Genomic DNA, 16052 nt, shown 5'->3' with positions numbered 1-16052 from the left:
ATGACCTTCCCCGAGGAACCCTCGTACGGCCCCTCCCACGGCTCCGCGTACGGCCTGTCGCCCGACGCGCCGGAACCGGCCGGCGACCGGGTCGAGCGCACCGGGATCGCCCTCGTCCACGAGGGCGAGTACATCCTGCCCGCCCCCGGGAGCGAGGCCCGGATCACCCACCGGAGCGATGCCGGGCAGGTCGTGCACTACCACTTCCCCGTCGAGGTGGAGGTGGTCGGCACCCTCCAGGACCACCACGTCCGCCGGATCGCGGCGCACGTCTTCGACGAACTCGACCGCGAACTCGGCAGCCGGGGCTAGCCGGTGGCGGACCAGGTGCTCGTCGGCGCGATCCCCCTGCTGTACGTGCAGAGCATCACCATGACCGAGGGGTACCGGGTCGAGCGCATCCTGGGCAGCCGCTTCTCCCAGGCCACCCAGCCGTCCACCAGGACCCTCACCGTCGAGGCGGTGCTGCTCGGCCCCGACCGCTTCGCGACGAAGAAGGCCCTGGAGGTGCTGGCGCTCACCTCGCGGGCCCTGCTCGCCGCCGCGGGCCCGGCGCTCGCCGCCAGCGGCATCCCCGTCGTCTGCGGACTCACCCTCAGCCTCGACATGCAGATCACCGACCTCCGCTTCACCCAGAGCGTCCAGAAACGCGACGCCTTCGACCTGTCCATGACCCTCCAGCACGTGCCCCGCTCCAGCCTCGGCGCGCTGGCCGGCGAGCTCGCCGACCTGGCGCTCGCCGCCGGGAGCGCCGCCGTCCCCTCCGCGCCCGCCCCCGCCGCCGTACCCCGCCACCCGGGGCCACCGCTCCCCTGAGCGGCGCCCCGCCCCCCGACCGCCCCGACCCCGAGAGGAGCCCGATGCAGGCGAGCCTGCCCGTCGACGCCGACGAAGGCTTCCCGCAGGCCTTCCGGCTGCGCTTCGGCGAGCACGTCTACCGGATCGAGCTGTACGTCAACGCCGACGAGCCGACCGTCGACGCGACGGCCGCCGACGACGGCTTCCTCGACCTGCTCGACGGCGGCCCCTTCCTCGTCGTCGCCGTCGCCCGCGAGGAGCCCGGCGGGCTCGTCCCGCTGCTGCGCCGCAAGGCCGTCCGCGGCCTGCCCTGCCCGGCCGGCCGGCTCGCCCTCGTCTTCCGCGAGGCCCGCGTCCACGTCCGCAACCTCAACGGCACCGGAGCCCACGGCTCCCGGGTCCTCGCGGAGGTGACCGCCCGGTGAGCTTCGCCATCCGCTACAGCCTCACCCTCGCCGAGCAGCCGCCCCCCGCCGGGACCGGCACCGGACCCGGCGGAGCCGTCGCCACCACCGCCGGTGCGGAGACCGGGCCCCTCGCCGGACTCGCCGGACTGCCGCTCAGCGTCTCCAACGACGTCTTCGGCGGCTCCCTCGTCCTCGACGCCGACATCACCGTCACCATGGCCGAGGGCGCCGTCGCGAGCACCTTCGAGGCCGTCCTCGTCAACCTGCCCGCCAAGACCGTCCAGGCGCTCCGGGCCACCCTCGCCCGCCGCCCGCTCGCCGCCACCCTCCGGCTCGGCTACTTCGACGTCCGCGCGGCCGACGAGCTCCCCGTCATGGTCGGCCGCGTCACCAGACTGGCCTCCTGGGTCGCCGAGGACGGCCTGAGCCGGGTCCGCCTCACCGGCCAGGACGCCGGCGGCTACGCCCTGCGGATGACCGGCGCCGCCGCCCACCGCGCCGAGGCCGCCACCGCCCTGGACTTCGCCGGCCGGCTCGTCACCGCCGCCGGGCTCACCCTCGCCGACGGCTCCGCGCTCGACACCGAGCTCACCGACCACACCGTACGCAACCCCACCGCCCTCGACGCCCTCCGCGAACTCGCCGGCACCGCCCGCGCCCCCGTCGTCATCCGCGACGGCACCGTCCTCGTCGGCCCCGCCGTCGGCGCCCACGACCCCGCCCCGGTCGCCTTCGACCCCGGCACCAACCTCGTCCGCTACGGCGACACCCAGGGCGAGGAGACCCTCGTGGTGGCCCCCGGCGAGGAACGCCCGCCCGTCCGCGACTCGGTGGACCTCACCGTCCTCGGCCACCCCGGCCTGCGGGTCGGCCAGACCGCCACGCTCCTCGGCCTCGACGATGCCCCGCCCGGACCGCTCCGCGTCAACCGGCTCGTCCACCGCTTCGGCGTCCGCACCGGCTACGTGTGCGAGGTCCAGCTCGTCGCGGCCGCCGCCGGGGAGTCCGTCGAGGCCGTCGACGGCGTCCGGGCCGTCGCCGACCGCCTCGACACCGGCGCCGAACGCGCCCTGCTCGCCCGCCCCGCCGTCGACGTCGGCGAGGTCAGCTCCTACCGGCCGGCCGGCCACCAGGTCTCCCTCCGCTACGGCCAGTCCCCGCCGCCCTCCCAGGCCCTGCCCAGCGTCACCGGGACCGTCGGCGACGACGTCCTGCTCGACAAACCCGTCGCCGCGCCCTTCGCGTTCGGCCCCTGCGGGCTGATGACCCCCGTCTACCCCGGGATGCGCGCCCTGCTCGCCCACAACCGCAACCTCGTCAACGACGCCGCCGTCGTCGGCTGGCTCTGGCCCCGCACCCCCGGCGCCAAGGCCCCCGAACCCCGCCCCGGCGACTACTGGCTCGCCCTGCCCACCGGCACCGACGCCGACGGACAGCCCACCGGACCCGGCGTCAACGACCTCACCGACGCCCGCGGCGCCCGCACCGTCCAGGCCCGCGGCCTGCACATCCTCGTCGGCACCCCGAAACTCCCCCCGGTCGGCACCCGCCCCGAACCGCCCGACGACGACACCGTCACCATCGAGCACCACACCGGCACCACCATCGCGATCGACCCCGCCGGAGCCGTCACCGTCCGCACCGCCGGCGCCGGGATCACCCTGACCAACGGGACGGTCGCGCTGACCCTCGACGGCTCCTCCGTGCAGGTGAGCTGATGCCCGAAGTCCTCACCACCGCCTCCGTCCTGACGTGCGCCCACGGCGCCGCGCTGCTCGTCACCGCCTCCCAGCACGCGCTCACCGTCGACGGCGCCCCCGCCCTCCTCGTCACCGACCTGCTCGCCGCCACCGTCCCCGGCTGCCCCAACACCGACGCCTCCCGGGGCCAGGCGCCCTGCGTCAAGGTCACCACCGTCAGCACCGGCGCCAGCCGCCTGCTCACCGTCGACGGCGCCCCCGTCGCCCTCGCCACCGCCCGGGGCGCCACCCAGGCCAGCCCCGTCCTCCCCGTCGCCTGGCGGGTCGAGGACCCCGGCCAGACCCTGCTCCGAACGGACTGAGGAGCCGCCCGCCCATGCCCACCCCCGCCCCGCCCGACCCCCTGGGCCGCAGCCTGCTCCTCGACGACGGCGACCTCGTCCTGCGCGGCACCGGCCTCGCCGAGGTCCACGGCCTCGCCAACCTCGTCCAGGCACTCACCCTGCGGCTGCTCACCCCGTACGGCAGCGACCGCTGCGACCACCGCTACGGGCTCAGCGCCGGAGCCGCCTTCGCCCACCCCGGCGGCACCCGCGTCCTCCGGGACCTGCTCCGCCTGGAGATCGTCCGCACCCTCGCCGCCGACCCCCGGGTGCGGGAGGTCGCCGACGTCGCCTTCGAGGAGGACCGCGCCGGCCGGGTCCTCACCGTCCGGGTCCTCGTCGAGGCCCTCGACGGCCGGACCACCGCCCTGACCGCCGACGTGGAGGCGTGACCATGGAGTACGGCGTGACCCCCGACGGCTTCGTCCTCAAGGGCCTCGACGTGATCCTCGCCGAGAGCCGGGCCCGCACCCGGGCCGCCCTCGGCGCCGACGTCGACCTCTCGCCCACCAGCCCCCTCGGCAAGATCCTGGAAGTGGTCGCCCAGGAGGACGCCGAACTGTGGAAACGCATGGAGGCCCTCTACTACGGGCAGTTCACCGCCACCGCCGACGGCGCCGCCCTCGAACTCCTCGGCGCCGACGCCGGACTCGCCCGGCACGCCCCCCGCCGCGCCGGCACCGTCCGGCTCACCCTCGGCGGCGGCGTCCCCGGCCGGACGTACGTGGTCCCCGAGGCCACCGTCCTGCTCGGCGCCGGCGACCCCGCCCGCGCCTTCGCCACCACCGCCCCCGTCGAACTCACCGCCACCGCCCCCGTCCGCACCGTCCGGGTCCTCGCCGTCGACCCCGGCGAGGACCCCGTGCCCGCCGGGACCGTCGCCGACGTCCACCCGGCGCACCGCGCCCAGTACCTCGCCGACTGGCCGCCCGCCACCCTCGCCGTCACCAACCCGGCCCCCTTCGACGAGCTCGTCCCCGAGGACGACGACACGTACCGGGCCAGGATCATCGCCCTCCCGCGCGCCCTGTGGACCGTCGAGAGCGTCCGGCAGGCCGCGCTCGGCGTGCCCGACGTCCTCGACGCCCGCGTCACCGACCCGCTCGGCGGCATCGACGTCTCCCAGGCCTACTTCGGCGGCTTCGACTTCGGCGGACGCACCTTCAGCGACGAACGCCGCGTCGGCGAGCCCTACTTCGCCGAGGTCGCCGTCGCCCACCGGGGCCTGCGCCCCTGGCGCACCCTGCCCGCCCCCGGCTCCGTCACCGGCGTGTACGAGCTCGTCCAGGCCGCCGTCGAACGGGTCCGGCCCATCGGCGTCCACCTGAACATCGTCGAGGCCGACCACATCGACGTCGCCGTCCGCGCCGAGATCGTCCTCGCCGCCGGCTTCGACGGCGCCACCGTCACCGACCGGCTCCGGGCCCGCCTCACCGCCGACATCGGCCGGCTCCGGCTCGGCGACGACGTCCTGTACGCCCGCGTGATGTGCGCCCTCGCCGAACAGCCCGGCGTCGACGACGTCCGCCGGCTCCATCTGCGGCGCTGCCCGCCCGCCTTCGGCCGCTTCGGCTTCGGCGGCGTCGCCTACCAGCTCGGCACCGTCGAGGCCGCCGTCGGCGAATCCCTCGCCATGGGCCCCACCGAGATGGCCGTCTTCGCCGCCGACCCCGCCCTCAGCAGCATCGAGGTGGCCGCCCGGTGAACCCCGTCAGTGCCGCCAGTGCCGTCGGGGCCCCCGGCGCCCCGCCCCGGCTCGCCGCCGCCGACATGGCCGACCGGCTCACCGCGCCCTTCGCGCGCGGCGCCGACCGGCTCCCGCTCGGCATCCGGGGCACCGCCGTCACCCCGTACGACTTCCGCGTCCACACCGACCGGTTCGGCGTCGTCCCCCGCCCGCTGTACGTCCTCCAGGCCCGCCGCGACATTCCCGCCGGGACCACCGTCACCTTCGGCGTCCGAGGCGCCGAGCCGCTCGTCCTGCCGCTGCCCGACGGGCTCGCCGCCGGCGCCTCCGTCCCGCTGCCCGACGGCACCGGCCTCCTCACCGGCGTCCAGTCCGCCCTCCCCGGCGGCCAGGAGGACTGGTGGCTGCTCACCGCGCTCCTCGGCACCATGGGCCGGCTGCTGTGGGCCGTCGGCTGGGAACGCGACCTGCTCCGCGCCCAGCTCGCCAGGACCACCGCCCAGCGCTTCCCCGGCCACGCCCAGGGCGTCCAGCTCGACCGGCACGGCGCCGGGCTCGGCCTCGTCCGCGCGCCCGCCGAGACCGACGAGTCCTACCGGCGCCGGCTCACCGTCGCCCGCCGCTGGACCCTGCCCACCCCCGCCGGACTCGCCGCCGCCCTCAACGACGCCGTCGGCCCCCTCGACGGGGTCACCGCCCCGCTCGTCGTCGACGACACCGACGCCGAACTCCGGCGCGGCCTGATGCCGTTGCGGGTCGCCCCGCTCGACCTGCCACCCGGACTCAGCGTCGACCTGCTCGGCACCGTCGGCACCGACCCCCGCCGGCCCCCCGGCGACGAGGTCTTCCACCCCGGCCTCCTCACCGTCCTGTCCCCGCACGCCGCCGACTCCCGCCCGCTGCCCGGCACCCCCGAACCCCTCGTCGTCCAGCAGGTCGTCGTCGCGGCCATCGCCCGGCTCAACCTCTTCGCCTCCCGGTCCGTCGTCCACGCCGGCTACGACCCGGCCGCCCCCGACGCCCGCGCCACCGGCCGCGCCGTCCTGCTCAGCCACGACACCATCCCCAGCAGCCGGATCGCCGCCCTCGCCCACTGGTCCGGCTTCGACCTCGTCACCCACCGCCCCGACGGCCTCGTCTACGCCGAGTGCGCCCCCGGCGAACTCCTCGGCATGGAGACCGGCGACGGCACCCTCACCGTCGACGGCACCCTCACCCTCTCCGTACGGCCGCTCACCCCGCCCCCCGGCTCCCTGATCCGCTGGTACCTGCTGCGCGACGGCGCCGGCCGCTGCGCCTTCACCGGACCCGCCGAGGGCACCACCGTCGACGTCCGGGGCACCGCACCCGGCCGGCTCGTCGTCGTCGCCGAACTCCGCCTCGCCGACCTCACCCTCTCCGCCGCCCGCGAGCTCCTCGTCCGCCCCGTCACCGTCGCCGACTCCACCGCGATCGGCGCCGACGGCACCCCCGACCCCGCCCCGCCGCTCCCGATGCCCCCCGGTGAGGCCCTCGACCCCGTCTTCCTCGTCCGCCACGACGACCCCGCCCACGCCGAGTACGGCACCGAACCCGAGCACCACCGGATGCGCCGCGAACTCGCCGAACACCTCGACGCGCTGATCGCCCTCCTGCCCCCGGGCACCACCGGACTCCTCGCCGTCCGCCGCGACCTCACCCCGACCGCGAGCCCCCTCGCCCGGGAGGCCCGCGAACTGCGCCTCGGCCACCCCGGGCTGCCCGCGGGCACGCTCGGCGCACTCGCCCACCGGGCCGGCTTCAGCTACGTCCGGGTCGCCCAGGGCGTCGTGACGGTCGCCCAGGAACACCAGGACCCCGTCCGGGTCACCGCCCCCGGCCTCTTCCGCGACGTGCTGCCCATCGGCACCACCGTCCCCCTCACCGTGACGCCCCCGCCCGCCGAGATCGGCACCGCCGGCGTCCTCGGCTGGTCCACCGGCGACGGCGCCGCCGCCCTCCTCACCACCGAGCCCGGCACCATGTCCGTCCGCGGCGAACACGGCGGCCCCGCCTGGGTGCAGGCCTCCTACCGGATGGGCGACCGCACCGGCGGCTACCGCCTCACCGTCCGGCTGCGCCCCGAACTCGCCGGCCACACCCTGCCCCCCGCCACCCGCTCCCTGATCGTCGGCCTCCTCGACGCGCTGCGCCCGCTGGGCGTCGAGGTCGTCACCCGTCTTCTGCCCGGAGGGAATCCGTGACCGACATCGTCTTCAGCCCCACCTTCAAACACGTCGCCTGGGTCGACAACCGCGACCGCGTCGCCGCGAGCGGCCAGAACGGCTTCAACGTGCGCTTCGACGCCATCCAGAAGGACCTGGAGCGGCTGGGGTCCGTCGTCGGACAGATCGACACCGGACTGAAGGCGGTGGGACAACGGCCCGTGGTCGAACGCAAGCTGAGCCTCGCCCCCGCCTTCGTACCGGTGTCGCCCGCCAAGGCGTGGGCCCTGGACCGCAACGGCGTCGCCACCCGGGAGTCCTCGCTCGACTCCTCGGCCCAGGGTCTCCTCCTCGTCACCCCGCCCGACGGGGCCCGGCTGGGCCGGCTCCGCGCCTTCGGCGCCAACAGCGGCGCCGCCTCCCTCACCATCGTGCTCTTCCGCTCCCCGCTCGCCGACAGCGCCAACCGCGAGGCACTGGCCCAGATCACCTGCACCGGCACCTTCGGCGACCCCCAGGACGTGTCGCCGGACAAGAACCGGGTCGACATGTCCCTCTACCGCTACTTCGTCACCGCCTCGCTCAGCTCGGCCACCGACGCCGACACCGTCCTCATCTCCAGCGTCCAGCTCACCTACTTCACCGACTGAACGGAGTCCCGCCCATGGCCGGCAACCTCTTCCTCCCCATCGACGGACCCGGCGGCACCGACGACGGGACACGGCCCTGGCCCCACGACGACGTGCACGCCTGGTACGCCAACGCCAGCATCCTGCTGCACCTCAACTCCGACGACCCCGAACTGCCCCGCGACGGCTACCGCACCCGCGTCGGCAAGGAGACCACCGTCAAGGTCTCCGTGAAGAACAAGGGCCCCCGGGCCCTGAACGGCGTCGAGATCCAGGCGTGGGTGTTCGCGCCCGGCATCGGCGCCATGAAACCCAGCCTCGCCATCCGGACGTTCGAGAGCGAAGGGCCGGCCACCGTCCCGTCCGGCGGCGTCACCCAGTTCGTCCTCACCCCGTACTGGACCCCCGGCGAGCCCGAGCTGGAGCGGTCGCCCGACGGACACCTCTGCCTGCTCGCCAACTGCTACCAGGGCGACAGCGTGCCGGGCGGGGAAGGCCGCCGGGTGCCCCCGGGCGACGGTCCCGACACCGTCCTCCACCCCGACCAGGACCAGCACCAGGGCCAGCTCAACATCATGCTGCTGCCCGCGCCGAAGCCGAACACGGACCTGCCCAAGAAGGTCCCCACCACCACCTATCCGCCGCCCGGCGGCGACCAGGCCTACCTGGTCAGGGCCGAGCAGGTGACGACCAAGCCGAACAGCCTCCAGCTCGCCGTGCTCGCCGCGCATCCCGGCGTCATCGCCACGGCGGAGGGTCTCGAACGCGGCGAGCTCAGCCTGGCCACCTCCCGGGGACCCGTGCCCATCACCCTCGCCACCGAGCCGCCCCGTTTCGACCTCGCCCCCGGACCCGTCCCCGCCCTCGACACCCCCTTCCGCTTCGACGCCGACCGCCCCGACCGGATCGACACCGACCTCGCCGTCCAGCTCCCCCCGGACCCGGCGGTCGGCAGCCTGCACACCTTCGAGCTGGGCCTGCGCGACGAGCGGGACCGGCTCGTCGGCTCCGGGCTGCGCGTGATGATCCTGGTCACCGAGTAGCCGAGGCGGCGCCCCGTGGAGATCCACGTCCACGTGCCGGTCCGGATCACCCTCACCGGAGAACCCGGCCCCGACGAACTCGCCGCGCTCACCCGCCGGCTGACCGCCCTCGTCGCCGGACGCCTCGACCGCGCCGCACGGGAGACCGCCCGCCGCCGCCCCGCCGGACCGGCGCCCGCCCCGGCCGGGGCGGCGGTCCGGGAGGCCCACGAGCCCGGCCGGGACGTCCCCGGGGGATACGCCCCGCCCTCGTACGCCGGAGCCGGGCGCCGCACCGCCGTCCCGTCGCGTGCCGAGCCGCCCTGGACCGTCGTCGGCACCGCGCGCGCCCGGATCGAGGTCGGACGCTACCTCCGCTACGTGGCGGAGGTGCTGGGCCGGGAGTTCCCGGAGGCCGTGCTGTACCGCTCGCTCGCCGGGGAGGTCCGCGACGCGGACGTCTGGCTCGTCCGGCTCGGCCGCGCCCACGCCCCGCACGCCCTGGGGGAGGAGCTGGTCACCGCGAGCTCCGCCCGGAAACGCGCCGGGGCCACCGTGCCCGCCTGGGCGGTCGCCGGCTCGGCCGAGTCGCTGCGCCGCCTCACCGACGCCGACACCAGCGGCGCGGTCGCCGCCCGGGTCCCCCGCGTGCCGCCCCGGCACGTCGTCTTCACCACCATGCGGCTGCCCCGCGTCGGCATCGGCGACGTCGCCGCCCTCGGCCCCGGCCTGGTCACCGCGCTGACCGTCCCCGACGCCGGATTCTGCGTCGACCCCTTGGTCTTCGAACGCGCCACCGGCCTGCCCTGGAGCCGCTACGCCGAGGAGTACGGCCGCGAGACCGTCCACGTCCGGATCCAGCCCGCCGTGCTCCGCGCCGCCTCCACCCCGGTGCGCACCCCCGCCGGGATCGAACGGGACGCGCTCTTCCTGCTGTTCGACCGGCACGCGGGTCCGGGACCCGCCCACCACGAGCCCGCCGCCCGGCTCCTCCTCGCCGAAGGGGACGCCTTCCCCGACGTCCCCGCCGCCGCGCTCCGGGGCCTCGAATGGCCCGACGAGGAGGGCGAACGGGTGCTCTACTGCCGGGCCTCCCTCGACCTCGGCCCGGACCGCCTCGACGCCGCGCGCTTCCGCCCCGCCGCCCGCCGGATCGCCGCCGGGATCCTGCCGCTGATCGGGGAGCACGCCTTCGGCGAGGCCCTGCGCGCCCTGCTGGACGAGACCGCGCGGCACGCGCCCGGCCGGACCGGCGGCCTCTTCGGGTACGTGCTGGAGGACCTCGCGGGCCACGGCGCGCTCACCGCCTTCCTCGACGCCGCCGAGGCCACCGGCCGGTCCGCCCTGCGGCTGGAGCTCCTCCGCCAGAGCGAGACCACCCCGTACGCCGGACACGACCGGGTCCGCGCCCTGCGCGCCGCCCTCGCCGGCGAACGCGCGGCCACCACCGCCCACGGCTACACGCCCGGCGGTCCCGGACAGGGCGCCCTGCGGCTGGACCGCAGACCGGACGGGACGGTGCCCGCCGGAGGGCTCCTCGGCGCCGTGGACCTCCTGTACGAGAAGACCACGGCGGTCCTGCGCCCCAGGCCCGGCCGGGCCGAGGCGCTGCGCGCCGCGCTCCTCGCCCAGCGAGGGCTGCTGGTCGAGGCCGTCCTCACCGGGAGCGACCCGCGCGAGTACACCGAGGAGGAGTTCACGGCCGAGGCCACCGCGCGCGCCGCGCGGGCCGCCGGGATCACCGCCGACGACTTCGAGGAGATCCGGGTCGCCCTCGGCATCCGGCTCCTGGAGGTCCTCGCCACCGAGGAACAGGGCCTGCCCTCGTACGCGGTGCGGTTCGAGCTCGTGTCGCGCTGCGAGGGCGGCGCGGAGCCGTGGACGCGCGCCGCCGGTCCGCTGCTCGAACCGGTCGGCCTCTTCGAGGCGCGGCTCGTCGAATGGCGGCTCGGGCAGGCGGGCACCGCCTACCGCTGGGCGGGCTTCGCCGTGGTCGCCGTCGGCGGCGCCGCCCTCGCCTGGGAGGCGGGTGTCGTCGCCTCCCTCGTCCGGCTCGGCGGCGGGGCGCGCGCCGTGGGCGTCGGCGTCGGCCTCTCCGAGACCCTCCACCTGGCCAAGGTCCTGCTCCACGAGGAGGACGGCGGCTTCGGCGGCTTCGCCATGGCCGCCGTCGACGGCTACCTCGGCTCCGTCGGCTACCGGGTCGGCAGCGGACTCGGCGGCCTCGCCGCGGGCCGCCTCGGCACCGCCGGGCTGCGCGCCCGGATCACCTCCTGGCTCGCCGGAAAGCTCGTCACCGGCGCGGTCGGCGGTGCCTCCTCGGCCGCCCTGGCGGCCCTCGCCCACGACGTCGTGGACGCGCGCTGGTCGGGCGTCGAGGCGTACGCCCGCACCATGGAGTTCGGCACCGTCGTCGGAGTGATCGGCGCCTTCACCGTCGAGCCGCTGCTGCACGCGCTCCTCACCCGCGCCGCCCCGACCCTCGTCAAGGCGGCCCTGCTCACCCGGCTGCTGAGCGCCGAGGGCGTCACGGCCGAACGCTGGGCCGAGGCCATGGCGCTGACCCGGCGCCGGATGGAACACACCCTGGGCCAGGGCCTGCCGGCGGCGGAGGCGAGGGCCTGGTCCCTGGCCCTCGCCGCGCGCGCCGACGAGGCCGCGGAGGGCCTCGCCCCCGCCTCGCCCCGGCCCCGGGGCACGGCCTCCCGGATCCCGGCGCGGATCGAGCCGGGGGCGGCGGGCGCGCACTCCGCGCCCGGTTCCGCGTCCGGTTCCGCGCCCGGCCCCGGCACCGCCTCCGGTCCCGTCGCCGTCCCCGTACCGGTCTCCGCCGAGGCCGCCGAGAACGCGGCGGCCCGGTCCGGGCCCGCCGCCGCCTGGCCCGGCTGGGCGCAGCTCAAGCGGGCCTCGCTGACCGACCGGGAGGCCGCCCTGGACCGGTGGTGGTACGAGCGGGCCCGCCCCGAGGAACTGCGGGCCCGCGAGGCCCACGACCCCGTGGCCAAGGAGTTCCTGGACGAGGTCTGGGGCGGACCCCGGCGCCCGCACCAGCCCGAGCGGCCGAGCGACCCCGCCGTACAGGACCTGCTCCGGGGGGACCTGGCGGCGGCCCGCGCCGCCGTCGAGGCCGAGCGGCCGCGCCGGATGGCGGCCGGAACGCGGGCGCCGTCCGCGCGCGAGCGGGCCGGATTCCAGGAGCGCGCCACCCCGGCCGGGGCACAGGAGGTGCCGCCGACCGCCAAGGCCGCCGCCGGGTACGAGGGCACGGTCGCCGTCGCCCGCTCCGACATCCCCGCCCTCGCCGGGGAGCTGTTCACCGGCGGCTCGCCGCGCGCCCTCGGCTCGTACGACCCCGCGCACCCCGTCCGGCCCCCGGACGGGGTGGTCGTGCCGCAGGCCCACGGCCACGCCGAACAGGACCTCGGGCAGCGGCTGGACGCCCGGCTCGCCCGCCTCACCGACGCCGAACGGGCCGCCGCCCGAGGCCGTACCGTCTTCATCCGGGTCGACCAGGAGGTCTGCTCCCTCTGCGCCGCCGCGCTCGGCGGCGGGCCGCGCGCCGGGGTGCTCGCCCGGCTGAGCGCCCGCCACCCCGACCTCGTCTTCGAGGTCACCGCCGACGACGTCAGCACCGTCTACCGGATCGTCGGCGGACGGAGGGTCCGATGACCGCCGGCCCGCCCGAACGCCGCTTCCACCCGCCCGTTTTCCCGCCCCCGCCCGAGGGGCTGGCCCCGGAGACCGCCCGGCTGCTGGAGGACGCCGTCCGGCGGGCCGTCGCCGACGCGGTGCGGGCGGCGGGCGGCCGGTTCGCGGAGCCGGGCGTGCCCGGCCCGCCCGCCGTGCCGCCCGGGCGGGCCCGCCCGGAGCCGCCGGAGGCGCCGGAGGCGCTGGACCCCGGGAGCGACGGCTACCGGGTGCCCGGCTACGCCTCCGGGGGCCGCCCGGTGACCGTGCGGCTGCGCCGGGACCGGGGAGGCGCGGGGCCCGTCGGGCGGCCCGCGGGCGGGCTGGGCCTCGGGGCGCGGGCCGGCACCGGCGGGCGCGATCTGGGCCCCGGCGCCCGCGGCGGGGCCCCGGCGCCCCCGACGCCCGCGCCCGAGCGGCCCTGGACGCCCCAGCGGCTCGCCGCGCTGCGACGGCGGATGGGCCCGGAGTACCAGGAGGCGCTGCTCGGCCGGATCTCCGTGGACGACCTGCTGGTCGGCTCCCACCGGGCGCGGCTGGTGCCCGCGCCCGGCGGCACCGACCACGAGCGGACCGTGGCCGTCCGGCTCGGCCCCGGCGCCTTCTACCTGGAGTCGCTCCCCGTCGAACGGAGCGGGCTGAGAGTCGCCACCCTGCCCGGGGGCCGCTACGCCGTGCACCGCGTCGGCGCGGACGGGCGGCGCGCGGACACCGGGCTGCGGGTCATCACCTGGGACACCCATCCGGTGCCCGAGGGCATCCTCGCGTACACCTCCGACCTCACCACCCTCCGTGAGATCACCGTCGTCGGGCACGCCCGCCCGGACGTCCGGGCGGTCGCCGCGGCGGTCGCCGACGACCTGCGGCGCGGGCTGGCCTACGCGCCCGGCTCGGTCGTGGCGGCCACCATGAAGGACCGGCTCCAGGGCCTGGACCACGCGGAACTCATGTCCTGCTTCGCCGAGTTGAGCGCGCTCGGCAGGCTCGGGGAGGCGCTGTCCCTGGTCCGGGTGCGGGCCTTCCGGACCTTTCTGCGCGAGCGGGGGGTGCCCTGGTCGTACGTCTACTCCCACTGGGAGCCCAACGTGCTCGACGGGGCGCAGGTGCTCGCCGGGATCGTGTGGGGCGCGGGCGAGTTCGAGTACCAGGTGCTGGAACTGCTGGGGACGCTCGCCGGGTCGCTGTTCTCCGCCCGCCTCGCCGAGGACCGGCACCGGCTGTGGACCGGACTCGTCACCGCCGTCACGCATCCGCTGGTCACCGCCCGGGAGGGGCTGCGGGCGCTGCGCGACGCCTTCGTCGAGAAGCTGGACCAGCTGGAGTTCTTCGACGCCGGGCGGATCGTGGGCCAGATCCTGATGGCGCTGCTCACCCTGCCCGAGGCCGTCGCCTCGCTGCCCCGGATCGGCCGGGGCGCGGTCCGCGCGGTGCTCGCGGTGAACCGGATCGGGGTGGCCGTCCTCGACCGGATCGGGCTGCGGCTGCTGGACGTGCTGCGGCTCCTGTTCGCCGAGCGGCCCGTGCTCGTCACCCGGGAGGGGGTGCTGCTCAGCGTGGGCGCGGGCGACGACATCCTCGCCTCCGGGGCCAAGGCCAAGGGCAGTTGGGTGATCTCCCGCACCGAGATCGGCAAGGAGCTCGGCGCGGGGCAGGCGGCTGAGCGCCTCTTCACCCCGGAGGAGATCGAGGAACTGGGCCGGATGCTCGACCAGTTGAAGAAGAGGAAGCCCCCTCGCCATGCCCCGGGCGCGGCGGTGCTCACCGTGGAGGTCCTGGAGGAGCTGGTGGCCGAGGCGATCGCGGAGGTCGGCCTGCAGCCGGGCAGCGCCGAGTTCACGGCCGCCAAGCGCGGCAGCAGACTGCACTCCGCCTTCTCCCGCCTGGTGACGGCCCGGTTCCCCGGCAGCGGCCTCACCCTGGTCAGCGAGACGGCGATCCGCGATTTCGCCAAGCTCCCCGCCGCGGTCCTCGACATGACGATCGAGGAGTTCGTGAAGGCCACCCCCGGGGTGGCCGAGCTGGAACAGCGGCTCAAACCGCTGTTCCTGAAGGAGGGCAAGCCGCGTCTGATCGGTGACCTGACGCCCGACCTGATCGTCCGGGCCCCCGGCCGCCTCGTGGTCTTCGACCTGACCAGCGTCGAGCGCCAGGCGCACATGGCGAAGAACCTGCTGTACGCGGCGGTGCTCCGGGACGTGGGCGACGCCGTCACCGTGGGGGAGACCTACTGGCGCCACTTCGGCGACACCACCGCCGAGATCGGCGCGCACTACCGCAAGGAGCTCCGCGCCGCCCGGATCCAGCAGGAGGCGGCGCGGGAGGTCATGCGGCGCGCTCAGGGCGGGGGTGGCACGCCCTGAGCGCGGCCCCCCGGCTCAGACCCAGTTGATCCCGGCCCGCGCGAGCAGCGGGTCGTCTGTCATCTCCCACAGCGGCACGGCCACGTTGCCGATCCGGTAGCGCCCGCCGTAGTGCAGGCCGAGGACCCGGTGGTCGGTGAGGTCGAGGACCGGGGAGCCGCTGTTGCCGCCGAGGGTGGAGCAGTCGTGCTTGAGCACCCGGCCGCCGGGCGCGAACTCCGTGGTCATGCCCGGCTGGAGGCGCTTCACGTTGTACACGTCCATGAAGATCCGGCGCATGGACTCCGGCTCGTTGCGGCGCCCGTCCCACGCCGGGTAGCCGATCACGTACACCGGGCGCCCCGGCACGCTCGCCGGCGCGTCGGCCGCGACCGCCAGCGGCGTCGGCAGGACCCCGCCGTCCGGCGGGGCGATCCGCAGCAGCGCCATGTCCACCTCGTCGTGGATCCCGATCACCTCGGTCACCTCGTACGGGACGGAGTCCGGGGCCGCCGGCGGCGGTGCGGGGGCGTCGGGCGAGGGCAGCTCCTCGCCGGGGTCCACCCGGGCCGACATGCCCTGCTGGAAGGTCCAGGACGCTCCCTCGGCGCGGCTGAACTCGGCGGCCACGTGCCGGTTGGTCATCACCGCGTCGGGACCCACCAGGAACGCCGTGCCGATCCACGCCAGGCTGGGGTGCCCGGTGACCTCGACCCGGCCGACCCGGTCCAGCGACTCGCGGATCGCGGGCCGGCCCGCGTCGAGCACCGCCCAGTCGCCGGGCTGGGAGGCGAAGTCCCGGCCCCGCACCAGGATCGCGGGGCGGCCTTCCAGCAGGACGATCGCCTCCACGCCGAAGTACTCGTCGTCGTCGACCTCGTCGGCCCGCCCGGCGGCCAGCTTCTCCAGACCCGAGGCGCCCGCCTCCAGGACCCGGGACCGCTCCTCCCGCGCGAACACGCCGATCTGGGCCGCCGAGGCGAGGCCCGGCGGCAGCTCCTCGGCCGACTCCTCGTACTCGATCTCCGCCTCCAGGCCCGCCCGGACCCGGGCGGCCACCTCGCGCGGATCGCCGAAGACCCGCTCCTCGCCGGTCGCGACCGGCGTGCCGACCGGCGAACCGGCGGCCGGTCCGCCCGTCGTGCCGGCCGTCGTGCCGGCCGTCGTGCCGACCGCCGTCGCGCCGAGTGAAGCCCTGCCCATCTCCCGTCACCTCC

Annotated in this window: 13 protein-coding genes; 12 read left to right on the top strand and 1 reads right to left on the bottom strand. The window is 76.6% G+C overall.

From position 1 onward, the window contains the following. The 12 genes from ACZ6J5_RS11145 to ACZ6J5_RS11090 are packed head-to-tail and all read left to right on the top strand — an operon-like array spanning position 1 to position 14856. Positions 1–312 (top strand): hypothetical protein, encoded by a 312-nt coding sequence (locus ACZ6J5_RS11145; protein WP_469390065.1) that lies wholly within the window; start codon positions 1–3, stop codon positions 310–312. 3 nt (positions 313–315) lie between these two features. Then, complete coding sequence (locus tag ACZ6J5_RS11140; RefSeq protein WP_469390063.1) at positions 316–816, top strand: hypothetical protein; 501 nt, start codon at positions 316–318, stop codon at positions 814–816. A gap of 44 nt (positions 817–860) precedes the next feature. Continuing rightward, positions 861–1223 (top strand): hypothetical protein, encoded by a 363-nt coding sequence (locus ACZ6J5_RS11135; protein ID WP_469390061.1) that lies wholly within the window; start codon positions 861–863, stop codon positions 1221–1223. Beyond that, positions 1220–2923 (top strand): hypothetical protein, encoded by a 1704-nt coding sequence (locus ACZ6J5_RS11130; RefSeq protein ID WP_469390059.1) that lies wholly within the window; start codon positions 1220–1222, stop codon positions 2921–2923. Before ACZ6J5_RS11135 ends, ACZ6J5_RS11130 begins: the two co-directional genes overlap by 4 nt. After that, a complete protein-coding gene (locus ACZ6J5_RS11125; protein WP_469390058.1) occupies positions 2923–3267 on the top strand; it encodes a hypothetical protein in 345 nt (114 codons plus the stop codon). The genes ACZ6J5_RS11130 and ACZ6J5_RS11125 overlap by 1 nt, the downstream gene beginning before the upstream one ends. A gap of 14 nt (positions 3268–3281) precedes the next feature. Next, the gene (locus tag ACZ6J5_RS11120) at positions 3282–3680 is read left to right on the top strand and encodes a hypothetical protein (RefSeq protein WP_469390056.1); all 399 of its coding nucleotides are present in this window, start codon (positions 3282–3284) and stop codon (positions 3678–3680) included. A gap of 2 nt (positions 3681–3682) precedes the next feature. Further along, positions 3683–4993, top strand: a complete 1311-nt coding sequence (locus ACZ6J5_RS11115) for a baseplate J/gp47 family protein (protein ID WP_469390054.1) — start codon at positions 3683–3685, stop codon at positions 4991–4993. Beyond that, positions 4990–7197 (top strand): hypothetical protein, encoded by a 2208-nt coding sequence (locus ACZ6J5_RS11110; protein WP_469390052.1) that lies wholly within the window; start codon positions 4990–4992, stop codon positions 7195–7197. Before ACZ6J5_RS11115 ends, ACZ6J5_RS11110 begins: the two co-directional genes overlap by 4 nt. Then, positions 7194–7808 (top strand): hypothetical protein, encoded by a 615-nt coding sequence (locus ACZ6J5_RS11105; protein ID WP_469390050.1) that lies wholly within the window; start codon positions 7194–7196, stop codon positions 7806–7808. Before ACZ6J5_RS11110 ends, ACZ6J5_RS11105 begins: the two co-directional genes overlap by 4 nt. Before the next feature lie 14 nt (positions 7809–7822). After that, positions 7823–8830: a hypothetical protein gene (locus ACZ6J5_RS11100; RefSeq protein ID WP_469390048.1), complete on the top strand. Its 1008-nt coding sequence runs from the start codon at positions 7823–7825 to the stop codon at positions 8828–8830. A 15-nt stretch (positions 8831–8845) separates the two neighbouring features. After that, complete coding sequence (locus tag ACZ6J5_RS11095) at positions 8846–12478, top strand: hypothetical protein (RefSeq protein WP_469390046.1); 3633 nt, start codon at positions 8846–8848, stop codon at positions 12476–12478. After that, positions 12475–14856: a hypothetical protein gene (locus ACZ6J5_RS11090; RefSeq protein WP_469390044.1), complete on the top strand. Its 2382-nt coding sequence runs from the start codon at positions 12475–12477 to the stop codon at positions 14854–14856. The genes ACZ6J5_RS11095 and ACZ6J5_RS11090 overlap by 4 nt, the downstream gene beginning before the upstream one ends. 15 nt (positions 14857–14871) lie before the next feature. On the opposite strand, the gene ACZ6J5_RS11085 is transcribed toward ACZ6J5_RS11090, so the two are convergent. After that, entirely contained in the window at positions 14872–16038 is a 1167-nt protein-coding gene (locus ACZ6J5_RS11085) for a trypsin-like serine peptidase (RefSeq protein ID WP_469390042.1), read from the bottom strand. Between the last annotated feature and the right edge of the window lie 14 nt (positions 16039–16052).

This window comes from Streptomyces sp. NPDC042100 (genome assembly GCF_055582325.1).
The sequence above is the reverse complement of the archived record's forward strand: the minus strand, read 5'-3'. Positions and strand labels throughout refer to the sequence as shown.

What these genes read in the sequence shown, in the direction of transcription:
- ACZ6J5_RS11145 (WP_469390065.1), top strand. Translation starts at nt 1, where the DNA reads ATGACCTTCCCCGAGGAACCCTCGTACGGCCCCTCCCACGGCTCCGCG.
- ACZ6J5_RS11135 (WP_469390061.1), top strand. Translation starts at nt 861, where the DNA reads ATGCAGGCGAGCCTGCCCGTCGACGCCGACGAAGGCTTCCCGCAGGCC.
- ACZ6J5_RS11125 (WP_469390058.1), top strand. Translation starts at nt 2,923, where the DNA reads ATGCCCGAAGTCCTCACCACCGCCTCCGTCCTGACGTGCGCCCACGGC.
- ACZ6J5_RS11120 (WP_469390056.1), top strand. Translation starts at nt 3,282, where the DNA reads ATGCCCACCCCCGCCCCGCCCGACCCCCTGGGCCGCAGCCTGCTCCTC.
- ACZ6J5_RS11115 (WP_469390054.1), top strand. Translation starts at nt 3,683, where the DNA reads ATGGAGTACGGCGTGACCCCCGACGGCTTCGTCCTCAAGGGCCTCGAC.
- ACZ6J5_RS11100 (WP_469390048.1), top strand. Translation starts at nt 7,823, where the DNA reads ATGGCCGGCAACCTCTTCCTCCCCATCGACGGACCCGGCGGCACCGAC.
- ACZ6J5_RS11090 (WP_469390044.1), top strand. Translation starts at nt 12,475, where the DNA reads ATGACCGCCGGCCCGCCCGAACGCCGCTTCCACCCGCCCGTTTTCCCG.
- ACZ6J5_RS11085 (WP_469390042.1), bottom strand. Translation starts at nt 16,038, where the DNA reads ATGGGCAGGGCTTCACTCGGCGCGACGGCGGTCGGCACGACGGCCGGC.